Source organism: Vibrio sp. M250220, assembly GCF_036533795.1.
Taxonomy (GTDB): domain Bacteria; phylum Pseudomonadota; class Gammaproteobacteria; order Enterobacterales; family Vibrionaceae; genus Vibrio.
Genome location: NZ_JATABI010000005.1, coordinates 17,633 through 40,287, shown reverse-complemented (window position 1 = coordinate 40,287; position 22,655 = coordinate 17,633). Strand labels below are relative to the sequence as shown.

The window sequence follows — 22,655 nt, the reverse complement described above, 5'->3', positions numbered from 1 at the left end:
GCATTTGCTGACCTTTAGATAATCAAAACCGATTATTTCTTACGTACATGAGGTGCCGCTTTATCTAGCACACCATTGACGAATTTGTGGCTATCTTCCGCCGCGAACACTTTTGCAAGTTCAATCGCTTCGTTAATGACCACTTTGTAAGGCACGTCTTCACGACGTGTCATTTCATACATTGCTAAACGAAGAAGCGCTAGCTCCATCATATCCAAATCTTGCATTGGACGAGCAGTGTATGGACGAATCTTACTATCTAGCTCTGTGTGACTTAGCACAACACCTGTTAGTAGGTCACGGAAGTATGCGACATCTGTATCCGGAGTAGATAGTGCAGGTTCTGATGCATGATGTTCTTCTTCATCATACTTGCCACCTGACAAAAACTGCTCCTCAATCGTAGCAACATTTTCTTTAGTAATTTGCCAAGAGTAGATCGCTTGTAGAGCGAATCGACGTGCATTACGACGTGCGGCTGGTTTCACACTGGCCCCCATTAGGAATCGATTTCTGAAAGAACGTTAATCATCTCAAGTGCGCTTAGTGCAGCCTCTGCACCTTTATTACCAGCCTTGGTTCCTGCGCGCTCAATTGCTTGGTCAATTGTATCAACAGTCAGTACACCAAATGCGACTGGAAGACTGTATTCCAGAGACACCTGCGCAAGACCCTTGTTACATTCACTACAAACATAGTCAAAGTGTGGTGTACCACCGCGAATTACTGTACCTAGTGATACAATCGCATCGTACTTACCGGTTTTAGCTACGCGCTGAGCAACAAGTGGAAGCTCTACTGCACCAGGACAGCGAACGATAGTGATATTATCTTCGCTTACTTGACCGTGACGCTTTAAAGTATCGATTGCACCAGACAATAGACTTTCGTTAATAAAACTGTTGAAACGAGAAATAACGATAGCAATTTTTGCGTTTGGCGCTGGGAAGCCACCCTCGATCACTTTCATAAGCCTTCCTTTAACTATGTTCATCAAGTGAGAATCGCCGGATTCTAGCACAAATCTGTGAGCAATATCTAATAGAAATTTAACAGAACGAGTACCCAGCAGCTAAAGCATTTGGCTAGTACAAGTTTTAGGCCTTGCACTAACGACAAGGCCTGATTGAGTAGGTAGAACAAGGTCAGTGACCAAGATTACTCACATACATATTCAACGACGTTCAGGCCAAAACCGCCAAGCGCATGGTACTTTTTGTTGGTTGATGACAATAGACGCATATCATGCACACCAAGATCCGCAAGAATCTGCGATCCCACCCCCACGCGGCGAGAGGTACCTTGTTTTTTCGCTAATGTTGGTGCTTGACCTTTGTCCTGTGCTTCGAACATTTTAACGCGGTGGATCAACAGTTCCGTTGACTCCTCGTTACCAAGAATAACCAAAACACCGCCCTGTTCACCGATACGTTTCATGGCCGCATCAAGCGTCCAACTGCGCTCAGCATTTCTATCGCTATGCAGTAAGTCAGTAAAAGTATCTTGCAAATGAACACGGACCAACGGTGCATCTGCGGTTAACTCACCTTTGCAAAGTGCATAGTGGATTTGGTTGTCTATGGTGTCACGGTAAGTCACTAAGTTAAATTCACCAAACTCGGTAGGCAATTGACATTCAGCGACACGCTCAATGGTCGTTTCCGTGTTATTGCGGTATTCAATCAGATCTGCAATCGTACCCAGTTTAAGGCCATGCTTTTCAGCAAAAACTTCCAAGTCAGGACGGCGTGCCATAGTGCCATCGTCATTGAGAATCTCGACAATCACACCCGCTGGCTCTAGCCCAGCAAGACGAGCTAAATCACAACCTGCTTCTGTATGCCCGGCACGTGTTAAAACTCCGCCTTCTTGCGCCGCTAAAGGAAAGATGTGGCCTGGCTGAACAAGATCTGCGGCTTTGGCATCTTTCGCAACTGCCGCCTGAACTGTACGCGCGCGGTCTGCGGCAGAAATACCCGTCGTTACGCCTTCCGCAGCTTCGATTGAAACCGTAAAGTTGGTGGTGTACTGAGCATTGTTGTCTTGAACCATAGGAGGCAAACCAAGACGCTCACAACGCGCTTTAGTCATGGTTAAGCAGATCAAGCCACGACCGTGAGTCGCCATGAAGTTAATCGCTTCTGGAGTCACATGCTCAGCAGCCATGATTAAATCGCCTTCATTCTCACGATCTTCGTCATCCATCAGGATAACCATTTTACCTAAACGAATATCATCAATAATTTCTTGTGGCGTACTAATTGGCATCTTTATATTCCTATCTTGGCTTCTAGCGGCTAATTAAATCGGTCAGACCATTGCCTAACCTAGGCAAATCCATTTTGCTGTAAAAATTCCATGGTGATGCTGGATTGTGTTTGTTGCTCTTCTCGACTGGTCAGTAAACGTTCCATATAGCGAGCAAGTACATCAACTTCGAGGTTCACTTTTCGACCCACATGGAAATCGGCAATTGTCGTCTCTTCGCCCGTATGCGGAACTATGGTGAGTTTGAACGCGTTCTTGCGTAGAGCGTTCACTGTCAAGCTGATACCATCAACCGTAATCGAACCTTTTTCCGCAACGTATTTCGACAGCTCCTCTGGCATTGATACCCAGAATTCAATCGCACGCCCTATCATATTTCTTTCAACGATTTGGCCGACTCCATCAACATGCCCAGAGACAATGTGCCCGCCAAACCGGGTCGTTGGTAACATCGCCTTTTCTAAGTTAACTTTGTCACCCGCTTGGTAATCAGTAAATCCTGTTTTATCAAGGGTTTCTAGTGACAAGTCTGCGGTATAACTGGTGGAAGTAAAGGCGACGACCGTTAAGCAGACACCATTGGTGGCAATACTATCGCCAAGCTTCACATCACTCATATCAAGCTTGCCAGCATCAACCGTCACACTAATGTCTTCGCCCTTTGGCGTGATTGCAGTCAAGGTACCGACTGCTTCTACAATACCTGTAAACATGATTAGGATTCTTTCTTTTCAATTGTGGCAACGATGCGTACATCGCGACCAACGAGTCTGATATCTTTAAAATTAAGATCAATGACATCGGCCATTGACGCCAGCCCAAGTGCGCCGAGCAATCCTCGACCATCACTTCCCATAATCTTAGGAGCCAGATAGAGCACCAGCTCATCAACTAGATTTTGCTGAATAAGACTAGACGCTAATGTCGCTCCAGCTTCGACCCAGAGATGGTTAATGTTATGAGCAGTCGCCAATTGAGAAAATGTCGCGGCTAAATCCACTTGCTGATTTGAGTTTAGCGTTGGCTGCACATCACCTTGTGGTGAAACAATTAAACGCTCCCCTTCAGTATGAAATAACTTTAACTCTGGTGTCAGTTGGCTTTGTCTATCGAGAATAACTCTAACTGGCTGGCGCAATTGCTGATGTGGGTACTTCGTCTGTACTGAAATAGGTAACTCTTCCCAACGCACATTCAATGAAGCATTGTCTTCAATAACGGTTTTGCTGGTTGAGAGTATCGCGCCGCTTTGTGCGCGGTAGTTTTGTACGTCCTGACGCGCTTGCGCAGATGTGATCCACTGACTTTGGCCATTAGACAAGGCTGTCTGACCATCTAAGCTAGCAGCCATTTTTAATTGAACAAACGGCATTCCGCTTTTCATTCGTTTGATAAATGCCGGATTTAGATTGATCGCATCTTGTTCTAGCAGGCCGACTTCAACTTCTATGCCCGCATCGCGCAGCATTTTAATCCCGCGCCCTGCGACTTGGGGGTTGGGGTCTTGCATCGCGCAAATGACTTTAGCCACTTTGGCCTTGATCAGCCCCTCTGCACATGGTGGAGTTCTGCCGTAATGAGAGCAAGGCTCTAACGTCACGTATGCAGTGGCACCCACTGACTTTTCACCTGCCATTCGAAGGGCGTGTACTTCAGCATGGGGGTCACCAGCGCGCAAGTGAAAGCCTTCACCCACGACTTCACCATCAAGGGTGATAACACAGCCTACATTGGGATTTGGAGCCGTGGTATAGATGCCCCCTTTTGCTAACTCAATAGCGCGGGACATCATGATAAAATCTTGCTGAGTAAAGGTAGTCATAGAGAAACGGCCTTAATCTTCTAACCTTGCAATCTCTTCACCAAATTCTCGAATGTCTTCGAAGCTACGGTAAACAGAAGCAAAGCGAATGTACGCAACCTTATCTAGCTCTTTGAGTTGATCCATCACCAAGTTACCTATCATTTCACTAGGTACTTCGCGTTCACCTGTTGCGCGAAGTTGTGACTTAATCATACTAATCGCAACATCGACTGCGTCGGCACTTACTGGGCGTTTTTCTAATGCTCGCTGAAGACCACCCACCATTTTGTCTTCATTAAATGGTTCACGATTCCCGTTAGATTTAATCACACGAGGCATCACCAGTTCAGCGGTTTCGAAAGTTGTGAAACGTTCATTACACGCAAGACACTGCCTACGGCGACGAACCTGATGGCCATCAGCAACCAAGCGAGAATCGATCACTTTAGTATCATTCTCAGAGCAAAAAGGACAATGCATATCACCTCCATATAAGTGACAGACAGTTTAGCGGATTAAGTATTCTGAATAAAAGCAAAAGGGGCCCGTTAGCCCCTTTTTCAACCAATGTTAACCGATATTTGTTAACTGCGCGGCAAGTAGTTCGCCTTACCAACCCATTTATAACTGGTTAGCTCTTCTAGACCCATTGGACCACGAGCGTGAAGTTTTTGGGTTGATACAGCAACTTCCGCACCCAGACCAAACTGAGCACCGTCAGTGAAACGCGTAGAGGCATTCACATAAACCGCAGCCGAACCAGCAGAGTTTATAAACAACTCCGAGTTAACAAGACTGTTGGTCATGATGGCATCTGAGTGGCTAGCATTGTGCACACGCATGTGGTTAATCGCTTCTTTAACATCCGCCACTACCTTAACACCCAGAGTGTAGCTCAGCCATTCAGTATCAAAGTCACCCTCTACCGCATCGCGCTGCTGTTTGGCTGCACTCATAAAAGGCTTCGCACTTGCTTCGACAACAAAGGTAACTTGGTCGTTGATTCGCTCGATCAGCATTGGCAAGAATTCGGCCGCCACTTTCTCATGTACTAACAGAGTATCAAGTGCATTACAGGCGGAAGGACGTTGAACTTTAGCGTTTTCTACCACATCCAGAGACTTCACCAAATCAGCGCTCTCATCCACAAAAATATGGCTGATACCAAAACCACCGATGATCACTGGAATCGTGCTGTTCTCTTTACACATTTTGTGTAGACCGGCACCACCACGAGGAATAATCATATCAACGTAATCGTCCAGTTTTAGTAGCTGAGAAACCAATTCACGATCTGGTTTTTCAATGTACTGTACTGATGCAGCCGGAAGTTCAGCTTTCGCTAGCGCAGATTGAATAACCTTAACCAACTCCATGTTAGAGAAAAAAGTCTCTTTACCGCCACGTAAGATACTGGCGTTACCTGTTTTTAAGCACAATGCAGCAATATCGATGGTCACGTTTGGACGCGCTTCATAGATAACACCCACGACGCCAAGAGGAACACGGCGACGAGACAGCGTCATTCCGTTTTCCAACACTTTACTATCTAGCTCGCTACCCACTGGATCATTAAGGCTGATAACGTTACGTACGTCATTGGCAATCCCCGATAGACGCTCTTGGTTAAGAAGAAGACGATCAAGTAATGCGTCGCTCAAACCTGCATCACGGCCTTTGGCGATATCCTTAGCGTTGGCAGCTAGAATAGTGTCTGCATTCGCTTCAAGTTCATCAGCGATGATAGCTAGGGCTTTGGTTTTTTGCGCTGTCGAAGCAGTCGCGAGTTGGAACGCCGCATCTTTTGCCGCGATCCCCATTGAAATCAGTTCCACTTTGTTTTTCCTTATTCTTGGATGACGACCATATCATCACGGTGAAGCACTTCGTTGCCGTAATCGTACCCAAGTATTCCGATTATATCTTTACTATGCTTGCCAACGATCTTCGCCATATCTTGACTGGAGTAGCTCGCGATACCACGCGCAATCAGCTTGCCTTTGACATCAGTTACTCGCACGACGTCTCCGCGAGCAAACTCACCACTTACTTTAGTTAAGCCTTTAGCCAATAGACTGCTGCCCTTTCCGACTACAGCATTCACAGCACCATCATCAATAACAATATCACCAGACGCAGCAGGCCCCGCCAATATCCAGCGCTTACGGTTCTCTAGTGCCTCTTCACAAGGTAGGAATCGAGTTCCTTGTGGATGTTCGCCCAATGAGTCAAATACTACGTTCGGTGCACTACCAGCCGCAATAATGACTTCTATACCAGCTCGGCGTGCAATATCCGCTGCTTGCAGTTTTGTTGCCATACCACCGGTACCGAGTGTCGTACCACTGCCACCTGCAATTTTACGCAGCGTGTCATCAATGGTTTTTACTTCCTTAATCAACTCAGCATTAGGGTCTTTGCGAGGATCCGCAGTAAACAGACCTTTTTGATCGGTAAGAAGTAACAGTTTGTCAGCACCACAAAGAATGCCAACTAAGGCAGACAAATTGTCATTGTCACCCACTTTGATTTCACTGGTTGCCACCGCATCGTTTTCGTTAACAACAGGAATAATATCGTTTTCAACTAACGCATTGATGGTGTCACGCGCATTTAAGAAGCGCTCACGGTCTTCAAGATCGGCACGTGTTAACAGCATTTGTCCGATTTTTAGTCCATAAATAGCGAACAATGACTCCCAAGTCTGAATTAACTGACTTTGTCCAACAGCCGCTAGTAGCTGTTTACTTGCCATTGAGTTGGGCAGTGCGGGGTATCCTAGGTGTTCGCGTCCTGCTGCAATCGCGCCAGACGAGACCATCACGACAGAGTGGCCTTGCTTTTTCAGTTCTGCACATTGACGAACCAACTCAACCATATGAGCTCGGTCCAAAGCCAGAGTGCCACCAGTTAAAACACTTGTACCTAATTTAACCACCACGGTCTGAGACTGTGATGCTTTTCCGCTTTCTTGATTCATTGCCTTTCTACTATGAAATAAATAAAAAACCGTCACGACCCTAGCGCAAGAAGATGGGCTAACAAGATCGATTAGACCTGATGTTTTAGCAATCAAATGGCAAATTCACAAGCAGAAAAGGCGCTAAAAAGCGCCTTTTTGGTGAACAACAATAATAAGCAACGAAAATTAGACGAATTCTACCGACTCTTTATGCATTGCCACTGGTATTTCGAACTCCTTACCCAGTGTTTCTATCAGTTTCTGATGGAAGGCCTCCTGAGTGCGCGTCACATCTTCGACCGTTTTTTTCGGTAATGCTTTCTCCTGCCACTCACCTGCCACATCGTACAATCCAGTTCGATAGCGAGCTTCAAATAGATCGCCGTTTTTCTCGAGCTCTAACCACCAGCCCCAAAACTCCCTTTGTTCAGGAGATTTTTTGTCGTTTACACACACAGACAAGCAATCAAAGATATACATGCCATCCGTGCTCTGTGATTCTCGTAGATAAGGACCAATAGCTCTTAGGGTTGATAACAAGCGGTAGTGCGTTGGACTTTTCGTCGGTTCAGACATAATGAATCTCCATATTCATTGACTTATTATAATCGCCTACTAGAAAGGACTTAAAAGTCTGGGTAGTCGATATGATTAAGTGTTGTCTAAATTAGCTGAAATGTCATCTAATTAGCTCGTCTTCCAACCACTTTATCGCTAAATCGAGGGATTGCTCATAGCCTTGTGTAATTGTTTTAGCACTAATTTTCTTAGCTTTACCGTAATCACTAAAAAGTGCCACTAACTGATTGTCACTATAGGGTGAGACTGGATCATTCTCTAAACTCATGGCGAGAATCGGTACACGAGTTTTACGGCTAGACAAAATCCCCTGAACCTTAAGAGACCATGCCATCAACTGACCTGCGAGACTATTAATATCCACCACACTTTTGCCCAGACGCGATGCCAAGACATCTAAATACATTTTGGGCATCTGCTTTAACTTGGCTGGCGAAGACAAGACATCGTGAATAGGTGCTCCTAATGATACGCACGCTTTGATTTTATCTTGCTCCATAAATGACAAACGCACCATCGCATTGCCGCCAAATCGAAAACCAATCAGACCAACTCTATGATGATCGACCCACGGGATACTGTACAACTCATTCAGCACTGCCTGATGCAAACACGACGTGTCCTCAGTCAGGTTCCAATGGATGTTGTGTCCAATCGAAGGCATATCGACAGTGAGCATTGCGATGTTTTTCTTCGCCAAATGATCGCGGAACAAACTCCACAAATCTGTTTGTAGGCTATCTAAGCCAGCACTGACCATCACTACAGGCTGAGGCTTTTCCGTACTGGTCAGATGGAGATGAGCAACGATACTCTTCTTCTGATATGGCACTTCAATCCGCTTAACGATAAATCCGGTCTTTTTAGTGGCTTCAGTATAAGCGCTACTTGCCAGTACCTGCGCTTGAGTCGCAAGGCGGTCATTTTTCAAATGTGGGTAACCAGCGATACTAAAACAGAGCGATGCATTAAATAGCTCATCCGCCGCCATTTCACCCTTTAGCTCGGCCGAACGCTTCTGGTGTAGCATCCCCAATTTCGTCCACTCGTATGTCCAGTTACCACTGTGATATCCCATCACAGTGTCGAGCCACTCATCATGAGTACGAGAATGTTTTGAAGCCGCAATTTTAGCGAGGACAGATTCTATTTCGATAGGATCTAATCCCTGCCACGCCCACTGCATTCTGCGCAAGTTTCGGTACCACTTGTAACTATCTTCCAACTGTTTCTCTTCAAGAAACTTCTCGCTTGTTGGCATGTATTGGGTCAACGCAGAAGTCTCTTTCGCTTGCTTATGGTTAGCGAATAAGGTTTCTGAGAGGTTCTTACTGACTTCCTCGGACATTAGTACAACCTAATTAAAATCATTTTCTAAATAGTAATAAAAAAAATGACCCAATAAAGGGTCATCCATCAATTATTTGCCGAGATATCAATCTAGCGACTACTTTTGCTTACGGTTGATTGGCTCTACGTACTGAATTGACATATCCCAAGGTTGCTCAATCCATGTGTCTTGAGCAATATCGACAACGTAGTCATCCAGCAGTTCAACACCCGCTGGTTTAGCACATACTGCGATCAGTTTGGCTTTTGGGTACATTTCACGCAGTTTACGCGCCGTGTCACCGCTATCGACAAGATCTTCAACAATAAGGAAGCCTTCACCATCGCCTTGAGGTGCTTTAACAACCGTCATATCACGCTGGTGATCATGGTCGTAGCTAGAAATACAGATAGTATCAACATGACGAATACCCAGCTCACGAGCTAGGATTGCACCAGGAACAAGACCACCACGGCTCACTGCCCAAATTCCTTTCCACTGCTCTGCTGGCATCTGTTTTTCAGCAAGTTCGCGACAGAACGTGTGCATTTGGTCCCAAGTGATGATGAATTTTTTACTCATTGTAATAACCTAATAATTTTTAAAATCTGCATCCCAGCAACGCGTCAAGAATCTCAGGACGATTGCACCAGACATATCTGGGGAAAAGCTACGCAAACGATTATTTTAACGGATGCGACATACAATACCAATGGGGAATTTGTCTCTACTACAAAAATAATCGCCATAACAGAGCAACTGTTATGGCGAAAAATAGCGTATTTGAGGTTAACTAGCGAACTAAATCACTGAGTTAGCGCTTAAGCTACTAGGTATTTAATAATGAATACCGCAGCAAGAACCCAAACACTCATAGAAACATCACGACCTTTGCCACTTAGCAGTTTGATCGCTGCGTAAGAGATAAAGCCAAGAGCAATACCTTCAGCAATGGAATAAGTCAGTGGCATAAGAAGACAGGTCACAACAACCGGAGCCGCTTCTGTGAGGTCACGCCAGTCAACGCTTACTAAACCTGACATCATTAGAATCGCAACGTAGAACAGAGCTCCAGCCGTTGCGTAGGCAGGGATCATACCAGCCAATGGTGAGAAGAATAACGCCAGTAGGAACAACACACCAACAACCACAGCAGTAAGACCAGTACGGCCACCGGCCGCCACACCTGCTGTTGATTCAACGTACGAAGTCGTGCTTGAAGTACCGATCATTGCACCAACAGACGTAGCCGTTGAGTCAGCCAAAAGCGCTTTGCTCAAACGTGGAAGCTTGCCATCTTCTTTAATAAGGTTTGCTTTGCTTGCAACACCAACGAGTGTTCCCGCCGTATCGAATAGGTCAACGAAGAGGAACGCGAATACAACTGAAATCATGCCCACTTCAAAAACATCAACGATATTCATCTGCATAAATGTTGGTGCAACACTTGGTGGCATAGACATGAAGCCGCTCCACTGAACATCACCCACGATTAGACCCAATGCAGTGATAATAAGAATCGCGATCATAACCGCGCCGCGCACACCGCGGTACACCAAACCAATGGTCAGGAAAAAGCCCAGAGCAGCAAGCGCTGGTTGTAAACCTGTAATATGTCCTAGACCCACAAGTGTTGCTGGGTTATCAACAACGATACCTGAATTTTGTAGACCGATGAAAGCCAAGAAGAGACCGATACCCGCAGAGATACCTGTACGCAGTGACATTGGGATTGAGTTGATAATCCATTCACGGATCTTAAATACACTCAACGCCATGAAAATCAGACCCGATACAAATACCGCGCCTAAAGCAACTTGCCACGAATGGCCCATGCCTAACACTACGCCGTAGGTAAAGAAGGCATTCAAGCCCATGCCCGGAGCCAGTGCGATTGGGTAGTTAGCGACAAAGCCCATGATGAAACAGCCGATCGCAGCTGCAAGACAGGTTGCTACGAACACAGCACCTTTGTCCATACCTGCATCTGCAAGCATTGCTGGGTTGACAAAAATGATGTAAGCCATCGTCAGGAAAGTAGTAATACCAGCGATGATCTCAGTTTTAACGTTGGTGCCGTTTTCACTGAGCTTGAACAGTTTTTCGAACATGATCGAATCCTAAAAGGGTAAAAAGTAAACGGTTGCGTAATCGATTGGCTCGAATTATAAAGTCATCAAATAGTAAATTCCAGATAGAATTATGACTCTAATCAATATTTCTAACTGTAAAACGACATTTCAAACAAACAACAATGAGAGGCAAGCGTGTTTTCTTGTTTTATTTCAGTCAATAAACATCATTGAGTAGAGAGTTTTCAAAAGACACTTTTTTACTCTAACGGAAAACTCTTCTTAGGAAACTCGCGCGAAGAAGCAAACAAATATGTGCCTAAATGCGTAATAACTAGGTAGATAGGTCGATACACCTAAATCAAGAAATATATCGAGTAGAGGAAAAGGATAGATAAAAAAACGCCACTCAGATTGAGTGGCGGTTGAATCATGTCAGCTATATAGGAGCCGTAAAGAATTCCAATAATAGGGGTGAACAAACTGTTCGAGAGTGACAAGCTTAGGGTTAGTAACCGAAGCTTGTTGGGTAAGTAAAGCTGCCTGTGTAAACAGAGCTGTTTAGCCAGAACGCTGCACTTGGTAAACCTTTCATAACTATCACCTTCTAAATCAATTAAAACAGATTACAAATATTGATTTCTCGGTTCCTTGGAGGCGACAAATCGGACTCATCCTTTGAGCATTTCTTTCTTCGCTTGGGAAGTTGGTTACAAATATACCTCAAAGAAATTTAATTACAAGCATCAAAGTGATTAAAGTCACAAAAAATTTAAAACCTAGTAGAAATTATTATAATTCCGTAATTAAATTACAGAATTATCAGCTTATTGTTTTATTTTCCTACATTTTATACGAATCTAGCCACATAGCGTAGTCGAAACAATTCCGTATTCTGTGATAGCCACAAGATAATTCAGCTGCGGTTTCACTACACCCGCGACTCTGGGAGTGATATTCTGTGCCTCTACTTAATAGGCCAGATGCAGATTAATTCTCTACATTATTAAGATTACAAATCATATGATCTGGCATTATTCTTAAAAAGGAGTCATCCGTGTCTGAATTCCATTCTGAAATCAGCAACTTATCACCTGCTCCACTTTGGCAGTTTTTCGATAAGATCTGCTCTATTCCTCACCCTTCAAAGCATGAAGAAGCCCTTGCCCAGTACATTGTTAACTGGGCAACAGAGCAAGGCCTAGATGTTCGTCGTGATCCAACAGGTAACGTGTTCATTAAAAAGCCCGCGACACCAGGTATGGAAAACAAGAAAGGTGTAGTTCTCCAAGCACACATCGATATGGTGCCGCAGAAGAACGAAGACACAGATCATGACTTCGCAAAAGATGCTATCCAACCTTATATAGATGGGGAATGGGTTACCGCAAAAGGCACGACGCTAGGTGCTGACAACGGCATTGGTATGGCTTCTTGTTTAGCTGTGCTTGCTTCAACAGAGATCAAACATGGTCCAATCGAAGTTCTGCTTACTATTGATGAAGAAGCAGGAATGACTGGCGCATTTGGTTTGGAAGCGGGTTGGTTGGAAGGCGATATTCTTCTAAACACAGACTCTGAACAAGAAGGTGAAGTCTACATGGGTTGTGCGGGCGGCATCGATGGTGAAATGACGTTCAATATTACTCGTGAAGCGATTCCTGCTGGTCTTGTTACTCGCCAACTGATCCTGAAAGGACTTAAAGGCGGTCACTCTGGTTGTGATATCCACACAGGTCGCGGGAACGCCAACAAATTACTTGCTCGATTCTTAGCGGGTCATGCTCAAGAGTTAGATCTTCGCCTCATTGAGTTCCGTGGTGGTAGCTTACGTAATGCGATCCCTCGTGAAGCATTTGTTACCGTCGCAATTCCAGCTGAAAACGAAGCTAAACTGGCTGAACTGTTTGACTTCTATTCCAACTTGATAAAAACCGAACTGGGTAAAGTTGAAACTGACGTTGTCTCATTTAATCAAGCAATCGAAACTCAGTCAGAAGTGCTTTCCATTGCTGACCAGCAACGTTTTATTGCGGCATTGAACGCTTGCCCGAATGGCGTCATTCGTATGAGTGATGAGATAGAAGGCGTTGTTGAAACGTCGCTAAACGTTGGCGTTGTAACGACTGAACAAGATCACATCAACGTACTATGCCTAGTACGATCGCTGATCGATTCTGGTCGCCAACAAGTTGAAGGTATGTTGACTTCTGTTGCAGAGCTCGCTGGTGCAAATATCGAGTTTTCTGGTGCATATCCAGGTTGGAAACCAGATGCTGATTCAGAGATCATGGCCATCTTCCGCGATATGTATGAAGGTATCTACGGACACAAGCCAAACATCATGGTCATTCACGCAGGTCTTGAGTGTGGTTTATTCAAAGAACCTTACCCTAATATGGATATGGTTTCTTTTGGCCCAACCATTAAGTTCCCACACTCTCCAGATGAAAAGGTTAAGATCGATACAGTCACTCTATTCTGGGACCAAATGGTGGCATTGTTAGAAGCAATTCCGAATAAATAACATTCACCAATCCATTAGTAAAAGTAATTCAAAAAGCCAGCTCACATTAGCTGGTTTTTTTTGTTTTATATGCTACTGTTTAATAAGTATAATTTGTTGTGACGGCAATTTTAATTCGTTAGTCACACCATAGCATGGTTGCTACAGTCGCCGTCCTTGAAGCGCCTTAGGGTAAATTCTCATACCCTCTTCAAGCCATATAATCGGTAGTCAACCGCGTTATGTCGGGGATGCTCACTTCATTAGAGTGTCTTAAATTCTCTCTAAATATATTGTTACTGCGATGAAAGAAAAACTATTAGTAGGTTGGCGAGAAACCCTCAGCCTGCCGGGTTTAGGTATTGAAGAAATTAATGCAAAAATTGATACCGGAGCCAGGACCTCATGCTTACACGCATTCAAAGTAGAGAGCTTTAAAAAGGACGAAGCTCTTTGGGTTAGATTCTGGATCCACCCAATGCAACATAACACGGACTTCGAAACTGTATGTGAAGCGAAAGTTATTGATGAACGTATAGTTCGTGATTCGGGCGGACATGAAGAGTCACGCTATGTTATCGAATCAGAAATAAAACTTGGCGGAAAAAGTTGGCCAATAGAAATTACTTTAACTAATCGCGAAAATATGGCTTTTCGCATGTTATTAGGTCGAACAGCAATGCATAATCGTATCATCGTCGACCCTGTAGAATCGTTTTTAGTCCCTTTCGAGGAAAACAAATAATGAAAATTGCTATTCTGTCTCGCAACTCGACTCTTTACTCAACGAAGCGTCTAATTGAAGCAGCAAAAATCCGTGGTCACGAAGTAAAAGTGATTGATGCGCTACGTTGTTATATGAATATCAACTCAGACAAACCAGAAATTCACTTTAAAGGTGAAGAGCTATCTGGCTTTGATGCTATTGTTCCTCGAATTGGTGCTTCAGTTACATTTTATGGCACTGCGGTATTACGTCAGTTTGAGATGATGGGCGTATATCCAGTTAACGAATCGGTCGCAATCACTCGCTCGCGTGACAAATTGCGTTCGATGCAGCTATTATCACGTAAAGGCATTGGCATGCCTATTACTGGCTTTGCAAGCAAACCTGACGATGTAAAAGACCTTTTAGACATGGTTGGTGGTGCTCCAGTAGTGATAAAACTACTTGAAGGTACTCAAGGTATTGGTGTTGTTTTAGCTGAAACTCGTAAAGCGGCGGAAAGTGTTATTGAAGCCTTTATGGGTCTTAAAGCAAACATTATGGTGCAAGAGTACATTAAAGAAGCCGGCGGTGCTGACATTCGCTGTTTCGTCATTGGCGATAAAGTGATTGCGTCTATGAAACGTCAAGGTGCAGAGGGTGAATTCCGCTCCAACCTACATCGTGGTGGTAGCGCATCATTAGTAAAAATCACCCCAACTGAACGCCGTACAGCAGTTGCAGCCGCTAAAATTATGGGTCTAAATGTGGCCGGTGTGGATCTATTAAGATCAGATCGCGGTCCATTAGTCATGGAAGTAAACTCATCTCCAGGTCTTGAAGGTATTGAGACCGCAACTGGTAAAGACATTGCTGGAATGATTGTCGAATTCATAGAGAAAAATGCGGCAAGTAAAAGGACTAAAACTCGTGGCAAAGGCTAAAATAAATAGCGTTTTTGAATTTCTCGGTGAGTCTATCTCACCGGGAGAACGTAAGGTCATAGAGTTAGATGCAGCAAGACTTTATACCCACTCGCCACTATCAATTCCGGTTGAGGTCATCAACGGCAAGCTAGCAGGACCAGTACTGATGGTTAATGCGGCGATCCACGGTGATGAACTCAACGGCGTTGAAATCGTAAGACAACTGATTAACACCATTGACGTTAACAAGCTAAAAGGAACACTCATTGCTGTGCCTATAGTTAACGTTTTTGGTTTTATTCACAAATCACGTTATTTACCTGATAGACGAGATTTAAATCGCTGCTTCCCTGGTAGTGAAAAAGGTTCACTCGCATCACGTATGGCATACACATTTTTCTCTCAGGTAGCCAAACGTTGTGACTACATACTCGATCTCCACACCGGTGCCATCCATCGAACCAACCTACCTCAACTGCGTGCCGACTTGAGTAATCCTGAAACACTTCGTATTGCTCAGGCATTTGCGACTCCTGTGATCATTGATGCTCCTCTACGAGATGGTTCTTTACGCAGTGAGGCTGAACGTCTGGGTATCCCTGTTCTTACCTATGAAGCAGGCGAAGCATTACGCTTCGAGCCAATCTCTATCAGTGCTGGATTTATTGGAGTTCAGCGAGTAATGCAGGCTATCGGTATGCTACGCTCAACTCGCAAAAAACTGCCAACACACGTTATTGCCAAGTCAACCAGTTGGCTGCGTGCGGAAAGTGACGGCATTCTTCGCACTGTGGTGACTCTGGGCGAGAAAGTCGAAAAAGGGCAAGTATTGGCATACATCAGTGCTCCACTGGGACACAGTGAAATCGAACTCATCGCCCGTAAAGGCGGTATTGTTATCGGTCAACAAACACTGCCGCTGGTCAATGAAGGTGATGCCATATTCAACCTAGCCTACTTTGAACAAGATGACGAAGAAGTAGAACAGGTGGTAGAGGAATTCATTGAGAAAGTGAATGATCTGGATGTAGACCCTCTTACAACGGGTCAAATTTCTTCTTCATAAGCGTTATTTAGGTATCTCAACTTGTTGCAAATACTGACGTTGAGATACCTTTATCCACTGACATTCAAGTGGGTTTCATTATCAACGTTAAACACTCTGAGTACATCCAAAAGACTAGCGACCTTTCTTTAACACAAAGAGCCGTCACCTTGTGCCAATCATTTTCAGGCTTTGATGTGATGGACACTCCTCCCTTCTAACATTGTTGTACCAAACTACAGGTACAGCCATTAAGATCAGAAGTAACGGTGGCGTTACTCCCTAACGTAGCCTGCCGCAGCAAGAATGAAACCGAGACGAGAACCAAAATGCTCACGTGTTTGTGTGTTATTTGTTTGAGCCATACAACCTATTCGCACCAATGAACCAGTCAACTAGTACAAAAGTACAAAACACTAGCCAAAACTAAACAATCAACACACACGGGTAGTTCTCAGGGTATTTACAACAAATTAGTCTCAAATGAGCAAAAATCAAACAACAATTCACTATTCCAGTGCTCAAGACATAAAAAAGCGCCATACAGGCGCTCTTTATTCAATACAATCGAAAAAGTAAATTGGATTAGATGGTGAAGATTTGGTAATCCTTCAATTGCGGGATCTTATCGTGAAGTTGCTGCTCTTGTTCAGCCATTTGATCAAGAGAATCACAAAAGTCTTCACTTTGTTGCTCAACTTCAGCCGCATGCTCGGCAAGACGTTTAGCAACTCGTTCTTTAAGTTCCGCCATTGAGTTGGCCATTTCAGTTAAGTTAAGTCCACCCTCTGCCTTCATTTTCGCTGACATTGCATCAAAGGCACTCGTAATGAACTCTTCATTAAACAGTGCTTTGGCTTTTTCTAAGTCTTCAGCCCATGTTTCATTTAGCGATCCAAAGCTTTCGGCAGGTAAAACCAAATCACCATTCTTGTAGTATCGAGCTTCAATATCGGCATAAAACTGCTTCATAGCCTCTTTGACGCTATCAAACGCCTCTGGCGCGTCAAAGCTCTCTGCCACATCATCAACAATATCATTCGCGAGTGCTAAGCCATCTTGGGCGATTTGCTTCGCTCTAGGCAAATAGTCATTAATATTCTCTCGATATTGGGCAATAGCTTGTTTCTGGCTATCATCCAACTCAATTTTTTCACCATGAATCGTTAGGCCATTGTCTGCATCGACAACCGCGGTTTCACCACCAACTTGGTGAATTTCAATTCTCTCACCATTCAAGTGAATTTCGTTTTTTAAGTCAACTTTGCACTGTGCAGCATAAACTTGGCTGGAAAGTAATAAAGGTAATGTCAGTAATACTTTTTTCATTGTTACCTCTCGATCAGTTATTGATGCCTATCATAGCAGAAATCGTTTGATGTTTGTCAGCTTATGGTTTCAATCTCGTAACAATGTTCTACACTGGCAACCTTGTAAGTCACTTCCTCTCCAACTTTCTTTGACTTGAGAGCCTGACCTAATGGCGAATCAAACGTTACTAATGTGACGCTCTCATCGTCGATTGACACTTTTAAACCACCCGCACATGGTGAGATAAAAAAGCGTTTGCTCTGATCGTCATCGTCCAGTAATGAAATCACACATCCAAGTACCACTTTTTCGGGCTCGATAGGCAAAACAAGTTCTTTCATCACGCGAATTTCTTGTTCACATTCCTGTAAGCGCATTGCCTGACCATGGGCAAGATAAGATGCTTCAAGGGCTAAAGTGTCATACTTATGCTCAGGAACCGTTTCTTCGTCCGTCGCCGATTCAATTGCCCTTTGAACAGAGCTTTGCGCGATTTGCCATTTTCGTTCTAGCAAATCCAGAATAATGCGTTTTAGTTCCAACTTATTCATACTAAAACCATGTTCCAATCATTTTAATGCCCTTAGAATAGAGCTCGTTACCCTTTAAAGATACCGGAATCAAGTATTATGTTTAGCCCCAACCAAGAATTCGATCTTCAGCAGACACTCCATCACACCTTTGGTTTCGAATCACTTCGTACAGGGCAGCAAGCGGTTATCGAAAAAGTGATGCAAGGCCAATCATGTGCAGCAATTTTCCCTACCGGTTCAGGTAAATCTCTCTGTTATCAACTTCCCGCTGTCGTCTTGCCTCATCTGACCTTGGTGGTTTCTCCTCTGCTGGCATTGATGAAGGATCAGCTCGCCTTCCTAAGCAGCAAACAAATTCCTGCGGCATCCATTGACTCTAGCCAAACCCGTGAAGAGTCCTTACAGATCATGAATCTGGTAAAACAAGGACATACCAAGGTTTTGATGATTTCTGTCGAAAGGCTGAAGAATGAACGCTTTAGGCAGTTTATTTCCCAAGTACCGATATCTTTGCTGGTCGTCGATGAGGCTCATTGTATCTCTGAGTGGGGCCACAATTTCCGCCCGGACTACCTCAAACTGCCGCACTACCTGAAAGAATTAAACATACCTCAAGTCCTATTGCTTACCGCGACAGCCACACAAACGGTTATCGAGGATATGCAGAGCAAGTTCTCCATTGAACCTGATGATGTTGTTGTCACTGGCTTTTATCGTCCTAATCTCGATATTTCTGTCTCACCATGCTTGGACGAAAACAAGCCTGAAGCGCTACTGAGTTTAATTAAATCAAACTCCAAACTGCCCACCATTGTCTATGTGACCCTGCAAAATACCGCCGAGCAGGTTGCCCGCTTACTGGCTGATAATAACCTTAACGTCAGTGCCTATCATGCAGGCATGGGCAATGAAACGCGTGAGCAGATTCAAAATCAATTTATGCAGGGGCAGCTAGATTGTATTGTCGCAACCATCGCTTTTGGAATGGGAGTGGACAAATCTGATATTCGCCGAGTCATTCACTTCGATCTGCCTAAATCCATCGAAAACTATGCGCAAGAAATAGGTCGAGCAGGACGAGACGGGCATCCGTCTCAATGCGTATTACTCGCGAACCAAAATAGTATCAGCACCTTAGAGAACTTTATTTTTGGCGACACGCCTGAGACAAGCGAAATAGAGTTTGTCCTCAAACAAGCGATTGACTCTTCTCCTCAATGGGAAGTCGTGCTAAGCAGACTCTCGACAGAAAGTAATATTCGCCAGCTTCCGTTGAAAACGTTATTAGTGTACATGGAGATGGAAGATGTCATCGAGTCACAATACAGCTATTTCGCAGACTATCGTTTTAAGTTTCTCATCGATAAACAAAGCATTGTGAATCATTTTGATCCACAACGTAGTGCGTTTATTACCGCTCTATTTAACTGTTCACCCCAAGCTCGTACTTGGTGTCAGGTCGATTTTGAGACCTTATGGCAAGAGTTCCAAGGCGATCGTTCAAGAGCCATAGCCGCACTCAACTATTTCAACGAGAAAGGCTGGATAGAGCTAGAAAGTAAACTGATGACTGAGGTCTATCGAGTTTCGTCAAAAGCCAACACTACCGCTGAACTCGCTGAGAAACTATCCTCTCTGTTTAAAAATAAAGAAACCAATGATGTAAGTCGTATTCGCGAACTGCTGGATTTCTTTGAATCAAGTCAATGCCTTAGCGCAAGGTTGGCCAAGTATTTTGGCGATAAACACGCACCTTCCAATTGTAACCACTGTAGCGTCTGTCGTGGCGAAGTCGCACACTTACCCAAGTTAGTACAACGCGAGACTGATCAAGAACAAGTTCGTGAATGGTTGGTTCAATTGGAAACCAAAGCTCGTGCGCCTTTGTCGCTCAATCTAAGAACGAAATTTCTTTGTGGGATCACTACACCAGTATTTACCAAGATCAAAGCACGCTCTTTAGCTGGGTTTGGTCAACTTGAAGCCATCCCCTTCAGTAAGGTTAGGCTGTGGGTAGAAAGCCTAGATTAAAAAAAACTCAGTTGTTTACTCTGTTCCTCGGGTTTAAGCATCACGCTTAAACCCAGTAATCGGATTTCTCGGTCTTGTTGACGTTTAAGAATGTCATGCAATAGCTGTTTAAAATACTCCAACTCCAACTGCGAGTGAATATGTTCTATCGTCGTTAATTGAAAATCAGCAAATTTAACTTTAATCCCCTGCTTGATGATCGCCTTGTCTGGCGATGCTCTTTCTAGCCTTTGTTCTAATTCAGGAAACAACTTGTCTTCTATGACACGCCAACATTCATCATATGAAAAAATATTTTCGGCAAATGTACGCTCGACCCCAACCGATTTTCTTTCCCTTTCAACCACGACTTCACGATCATCAACACCATGGCTCTTGTTCCACAACGAGGCTCCAAGCCGGCCGAACTTGAGTAGTAAATCGCGATAGTCACTGTTTTTGACGTCTTGCCCTACATACAACCCAGCTTGATGGAGTTTTTCCAGACTCACTTTGCCAACCCCCGGAATTTTCTCTAACGGCAAATTGTCTATCTCACTTTGAACTCTATCCGGAGGAATCACATACTGACCATTGGGCTTATTCATATCAGAAGCAATCTTGGCGAGAAACTTTACTGGCGCGATACCCGCAGATGCCGTTAGCTGTAGCTCATTCCAAATATCGCTACGAATAGCATCAGCAATCAGGGTTGCCGAGCCTTTATGTAAAGGACAATCCGTCACATCGAGGTACGCTTCATCAAGAGACAGGGGCTCAATAAGTGCTGTGTAACGCGAAAAGATAGCGTGTATCTGTTTTGAAACCGCTTTGTAGACATGCATTCTTCCCGGTACGACAAGTAACTGTGGGCATAACTGCAATGCTCTAGAGGTTGGCATGGCACTGCGGATGCCGAACTTTCTCGCTTCATAATTGCAGGTACTTAACACGCCACGTTGTTTTTCATGTCCCCCGACGGCGAGTGGCCGTCCACGATATGAAGGGTTATCACGCATTTCCACTGCCGCGTAAAAACAATCCATGTCTATATGTATGATTTTTCGCGTTTTCTTATCCACTTTCGATGACCGGAATAGACTGTACATATAAACAGTATAATAAATCACATATATATCTCAAAGTACAAATTGTCTGCAAATTTGTCCTGTTCGACACTCGCAAGTTTGTTGGATGCAGTTATTATTAATTCTATAGGTAACAAAAGAGGCACCGCTTTGAACAATAAAGTCTTGGTTGTAGAGGATAGTCGCGCTTACCAAAATTTCTTAAAACAGCAGCTCACTACTTTAGGCTGTCATGTCTGCTGTGCAGAATCTTTTGCACAGGCCGAACAGTTATTGCAAAGGGGGTTCTGGACTACATATTGAAAGACAGCATGGCATCCATCTCCTATCTACTTCCTCTAGCTAAACGGCTTATTAATAACAGCAAACACCATGCCCTCATTGTTGATGACTCAGCGACAGTCCGACGCCATGTGACACAGTTGCTCGAACATCAGTACATTCGCACCACGCAGGCGGAAAACGGTCAAGTTGCACTCGAAAAACTGCAAAGCTGTTCCGATATCACGTTTGTTATCACTGATCACGACATGCCGGTTAAAGATGGCATATCCATGACTCGTGAAATGCGCCAGATGTACGATAAGAACCAACTCGCCATCATAGGGCTATCTGGCAACGAATCGAAAACCCTTACCGCCCAGTTTCTAAAAGCGGGAGCGAATGACTTTCTCACCAAGCCATTTAATCAAGAAGAGTTTTACTGTCGGGTTCACCAGTTGCTTGATATGAAGGAAGCAACCGATGAGTTACACAAACTCGCTAATCAAGACGTTCTCACAGGGTTGTGGAATCGAAGATTTCTCTTTAGTCAGGCTTGCTCTGGTTGTCAGCTACGTAACATTGCAATGATTGATATCGACCTATTCAAACAGGTCAATGACAATTATGGTCATGACGGGGGCGATGCTGCTCTTAAAACAGTCGCAAATATCCTGAAGATATATTTTCCTGATGATATCGTGGTGCGTTTTGGTGGTGAAGAGTTTTGTATTCAATCATGCACGCCATACGATGATTTCATCAATCGCATTGAAAACATGAGACAACGTGTCGAGAAAACCCCCGTAAAGCATAATGGAAATATCATACTTGTTACTGTCAGCATAGGCATAAGTAGTATCACTGGGGACATTCATGACCAAATTAAGATCGCTGATGATCGCTTATATGTGGCGAAGAAGCTGGGACGTAACCGGACTATTTTCACCGACGAAATGTTAAAAAAAACACCAGTCGAGTGACTGGTGTTTGTGTTTTGTATTAACAGGACGGGACTAAGCGATGCGGTCTTTTTCCCATGCAGCTAGCTTTTCTTGACGCGCCGCTTCACGTGCTTCTCGTTTCTTACGTGCATCACATGGTTCAGGACAGTTACATACCTTATCGATACCAACCGCTCCTAGTCCACCACAACTGCCTTTTACAACTTTCTTCTGGATGATATAGCCAATTGACATCGCTGCAATTACGGCCATAAACACACCAAATGTAATCAAAAATGTACTCATAATG

At 44.2% G+C, this 22,655-nt stretch carries 21 protein-coding genes and 1 pseudogene; 6 read left to right on the top strand and 16 right to left on the bottom strand.

Annotation, left to right across the window (positions count from 1 at the left end; translation table 11 throughout):
• Nucleotides 1-32: 32 nt before the first annotated feature.
• The 12 genes from nusB to QTN94_RS03105 form a co-directional block, all read right to left on the bottom strand.
• Nucleotides 33-500 carry a transcription antitermination factor NusB gene (nusB, locus tag QTN94_RS03160; protein WP_138973464.1) on the bottom strand — a complete coding sequence of 156 codons (468 nt, stop codon included), beginning with the start codon at nucleotides 498-500 and terminating at the stop codon, nucleotides 33-35.
• A complete protein-coding gene (gene ribH / locus QTN94_RS03155; protein ID WP_078534915.1) occupies nucleotides 500-970 on the bottom strand; it encodes a 6,7-dimethyl-8-ribityllumazine synthase in 471 nt (156 codons plus the stop codon). The genes nusB and ribH overlap by 1 nt, the downstream gene beginning before the upstream one ends.
• 188 nt (nucleotides 971-1,158) lie before the next feature.
• Complete coding sequence (gene ribBA / locus QTN94_RS03150; RefSeq protein WP_331416126.1) at nucleotides 1,159-2,268, bottom strand: bifunctional 3,4-dihydroxy-2-butanone-4-phosphate synthase/GTP cyclohydrolase II; 1,110 nt, start codon at nucleotides 2,266-2,268, stop codon at nucleotides 1,159-1,161.
• A gap of 59 nt (nucleotides 2,269-2,327) precedes the next feature.
• Nucleotides 2,328-2,981 carry a riboflavin synthase gene (locus tag QTN94_RS03145; protein ID WP_331416127.1) on the bottom strand — a complete coding sequence of 218 codons (654 nt, stop codon included), beginning with the start codon at nucleotides 2,979-2,981 and terminating at the stop codon, nucleotides 2,328-2,330.
• A 2-nt stretch (nucleotides 2,982-2,983) separates the two neighbouring features.
• A complete protein-coding gene (gene ribD, locus QTN94_RS03140) occupies nucleotides 2,984-4,090 on the bottom strand; it encodes a bifunctional diaminohydroxyphosphoribosylaminopyrimidine deaminase/5-amino-6-(5-phosphoribosylamino)uracil reductase RibD (RefSeq protein WP_331426840.1) in 1,107 nt (368 codons plus the stop codon).
• Nucleotides 4,091-4,102: 12 nt separating this feature from the next.
• Nucleotides 4,103-4,552, bottom strand: coding sequence for a transcriptional regulator NrdR (gene nrdR, locus QTN94_RS03135; protein WP_138973468.1), 450 nt, complete (start codon nucleotides 4,550-4,552; stop codon nucleotides 4,103-4,105).
• Between the two features lie 104 nt (nucleotides 4,553-4,656).
• Nucleotides 4,657-5,907 carry a glutamate-5-semialdehyde dehydrogenase gene (locus tag QTN94_RS03130; protein ID WP_331426838.1) on the bottom strand — a complete coding sequence of 417 codons (1,251 nt, stop codon included), beginning with the start codon at nucleotides 5,905-5,907 and terminating at the stop codon, nucleotides 4,657-4,659.
• Between the two features lie 11 nt (nucleotides 5,908-5,918).
• Nucleotides 5,919-7,052, bottom strand: coding sequence for a glutamate 5-kinase (proB, locus tag QTN94_RS03125; protein WP_269376678.1), 1,134 nt, complete (start codon nucleotides 7,050-7,052; stop codon nucleotides 5,919-5,921).
• A 168-nt stretch (nucleotides 7,053-7,220) separates the two neighbouring features.
• The gene (crl, locus tag QTN94_RS03120) at nucleotides 7,221-7,610 is read right to left on the bottom strand and encodes a sigma factor-binding protein Crl (RefSeq protein WP_331426836.1); all 390 of its coding nucleotides are present in this window, start codon (nucleotides 7,608-7,610) and stop codon (nucleotides 7,221-7,223) included.
• Nucleotides 7,611-7,713: 103 nt separating this feature from the next.
• Nucleotides 7,714-8,961, bottom strand: coding sequence for an esterase FrsA (gene frsA / locus QTN94_RS03115; RefSeq protein WP_331426834.1), 1,248 nt, complete (start codon nucleotides 8,959-8,961; stop codon nucleotides 7,714-7,716).
• A 99-nt stretch (nucleotides 8,962-9,060) separates the two neighbouring features.
• Nucleotides 9,061-9,525: an oxytetracycline resistance phosphoribosyltransferase domain-containing protein Tet(34) gene (gene tet(34) / locus QTN94_RS03110; RefSeq protein WP_138973473.1), complete on the bottom strand. Its 465-nt coding sequence runs from the start codon at nucleotides 9,523-9,525 to the stop codon at nucleotides 9,061-9,063.
• Between the two features lie 239 nt (nucleotides 9,526-9,764).
• Entirely contained in the window at nucleotides 9,765-11,054 is a 1,290-nt protein-coding gene (locus QTN94_RS03105; RefSeq protein WP_331426833.1) for an NCS2 family permease, read from the bottom strand.
• A 1,018-nt stretch (nucleotides 11,055-12,072) separates the two neighbouring features.
• Here QTN94_RS03105 and QTN94_RS03100 point away from each other — a divergent pair.
• The 4 genes from QTN94_RS03100 to QTN94_RS03085 all read left to right on the top strand — a co-directional run bounded on the left by QTN94_RS03100 (nucleotide 12,073) and on the right by QTN94_RS03085 (nucleotide 16,219).
• Complete coding sequence (locus tag QTN94_RS03100) at nucleotides 12,073-13,542, top strand: aminoacyl-histidine dipeptidase (RefSeq protein ID WP_331426832.1); 1,470 nt, start codon at nucleotides 12,073-12,075, stop codon at nucleotides 13,540-13,542.
• Between the two features lie 283 nt (nucleotides 13,543-13,825).
• Entirely contained in the window at nucleotides 13,826-14,266 is a 441-nt protein-coding gene (locus tag QTN94_RS03095; RefSeq protein ID WP_269376670.1) for an ATP-dependent zinc protease family protein, read from the top strand.
• Nucleotides 14,266-15,171: a 30S ribosomal protein S6--L-glutamate ligase gene (rimK, locus tag QTN94_RS03090; protein ID WP_331416134.1), complete on the top strand. Its 906-nt coding sequence runs from the start codon at nucleotides 14,266-14,268 to the stop codon at nucleotides 15,169-15,171. The genes QTN94_RS03095 and rimK overlap by 1 nt, the downstream gene beginning before the upstream one ends.
• Nucleotides 15,131-16,219: a succinylglutamate desuccinylase/aspartoacylase family protein gene (locus tag QTN94_RS03085; RefSeq protein ID WP_331426830.1), complete on the top strand. Its 1,089-nt coding sequence runs from the start codon at nucleotides 15,131-15,133 to the stop codon at nucleotides 16,217-16,219. Before rimK ends, QTN94_RS03085 begins: the two co-directional genes overlap by 41 nt.
• A 564-nt stretch (nucleotides 16,220-16,783) precedes the next feature.
• On the opposite strand, the gene QTN94_RS03080 is transcribed toward QTN94_RS03085, so the two are convergent.
• Nucleotides 16,784-17,527, bottom strand: a complete 744-nt coding sequence (locus QTN94_RS03080; RefSeq protein WP_269376655.1) for a YggN family protein — start codon at nucleotides 17,525-17,527, stop codon at nucleotides 16,784-16,786.
• 56 nt (nucleotides 17,528-17,583) lie between these two features.
• The gene (locus tag QTN94_RS03075) at nucleotides 17,584-18,060 is read right to left on the bottom strand and encodes a GreA/GreB family elongation factor (protein ID WP_331426829.1); all 477 of its coding nucleotides are present in this window, start codon (nucleotides 18,058-18,060) and stop codon (nucleotides 17,584-17,586) included.
• A gap of 78 nt (nucleotides 18,061-18,138) precedes the next feature.
• Here QTN94_RS03075 and QTN94_RS03070 point away from each other — a divergent pair, with 78 nt between their 5' ends.
• Nucleotides 18,139-20,073: a RecQ family ATP-dependent DNA helicase gene (locus tag QTN94_RS03070; RefSeq protein ID WP_331426827.1), complete on the top strand. Its 1,935-nt coding sequence runs from the start codon at nucleotides 18,139-18,141 to the stop codon at nucleotides 20,071-20,073.
• On the opposite strand, the gene dinB is transcribed toward QTN94_RS03070, so the two are convergent.
• On the bottom strand, nucleotides 20,070-21,161 hold the full coding sequence (gene dinB, locus QTN94_RS03065) for a DNA polymerase IV (protein WP_331426825.1): 1,092 nt from the start codon (nucleotides 21,159-21,161) through the stop codon (nucleotides 20,070-20,072). The genes QTN94_RS03070 and dinB overlap by 4 nt on opposite strands.
• Nucleotides 21,162-21,290: 129 nt before the next feature.
• Between dinB and QTN94_RS03060 the strand changes: the two are divergent.
• Nucleotides 21,291-22,384: pseudogene (locus tag QTN94_RS03060) on the top strand (GGDEF domain-containing response regulator).
• 33 nt (nucleotides 22,385-22,417) lie between these two features.
• Here the strand turns inward: QTN94_RS03060 and nqrM are convergent.
• The gene (gene nqrM, locus QTN94_RS03055) at nucleotides 22,418-22,651 is read right to left on the bottom strand and encodes a (Na+)-NQR maturation NqrM (RefSeq protein WP_006878001.1); all 234 of its coding nucleotides are present in this window, start codon (nucleotides 22,649-22,651) and stop codon (nucleotides 22,418-22,420) included.
• Between the last annotated feature and the right edge of the window lie 4 nt (nucleotides 22,652-22,655).

Coding starts and splice junctions, on each gene's coding strand:
- QTN94_RS03080 (WP_269376655.1), bottom strand. CDS start 17,527: ATGAAAAAAGTATTACTGACATTACCTTTATTACTTTCCAGCCAAGTT.
- rimK (WP_331416134.1), top strand. CDS start 14,266: ATGAAAATTGCTATTCTGTCTCGCAACTCGACTCTTTACTCAACGAAG.
- ribBA (WP_331416126.1), bottom strand. CDS start 2,268: ATGCCAATTAGTACGCCACAAGAAATTATTGATGATATTCGTTTAGGT.
- nusB (WP_138973464.1), bottom strand. CDS start 500: ATGGGGGCCAGTGTGAAACCAGCCGCACGTCGTAATGCACGTCGATTC.
- crl (WP_331426836.1), bottom strand. CDS start 7,610: ATGTCTGAACCGACGAAAAGTCCAACGCACTACCGCTTGTTATCAACC.
- QTN94_RS03070 (WP_331426827.1), top strand. CDS start 18,139: ATGTTTAGCCCCAACCAAGAATTCGATCTTCAGCAGACACTCCATCAC.
- dinB (WP_331426825.1), bottom strand. CDS start 21,161: ATGTACAGTCTATTCCGGTCATCGAAAGTGGATAAGAAAACGCGAAAA.
- QTN94_RS03085 (WP_331426830.1), top strand. CDS start 15,131: ATGCGGCAAGTAAAAGGACTAAAACTCGTGGCAAAGGCTAAAATAAAT.
- QTN94_RS03145 (WP_331416127.1), bottom strand. CDS start 2,981: ATGTTTACAGGTATTGTAGAAGCAGTCGGTACCTTGACTGCAATCACG.
- proB (WP_269376678.1), bottom strand. CDS start 7,052: ATGAATCAAGAAAGCGGAAAAGCATCACAGTCTCAGACCGTGGTGGTT.
- nrdR (WP_138973468.1), bottom strand. CDS start 4,552: ATGCATTGTCCTTTTTGCTCTGAGAATGATACTAAAGTGATCGATTCT.
- nqrM (WP_006878001.1), bottom strand. CDS start 22,651: ATGAGTACATTTTTGATTACATTTGGTGTGTTTATGGCCGTAATTGCA.
- QTN94_RS03095 (WP_269376670.1), top strand. CDS start 13,826: ATGAAAGAAAAACTATTAGTAGGTTGGCGAGAAACCCTCAGCCTGCCG.
- ribH (WP_078534915.1), bottom strand. CDS start 970: ATGAAAGTGATCGAGGGTGGCTTCCCAGCGCCAAACGCAAAAATTGCT.
- QTN94_RS03105 (WP_331426833.1), bottom strand. CDS start 11,054: ATGTTCGAAAAACTGTTCAAGCTCAGTGAAAACGGCACCAACGTTAAA.
- frsA (WP_331426834.1), bottom strand. CDS start 8,961: ATGTCCGAGGAAGTCAGTAAGAACCTCTCAGAAACCTTATTCGCTAAC.
- ribD (WP_331426840.1), bottom strand. CDS start 4,090: ATGACTACCTTTACTCAGCAAGATTTTATCATGATGTCCCGCGCTATT.
- QTN94_RS03075 (WP_331426829.1), bottom strand. CDS start 18,060: ATGAATAAGTTGGAACTAAAACGCATTATTCTGGATTTGCTAGAACGA.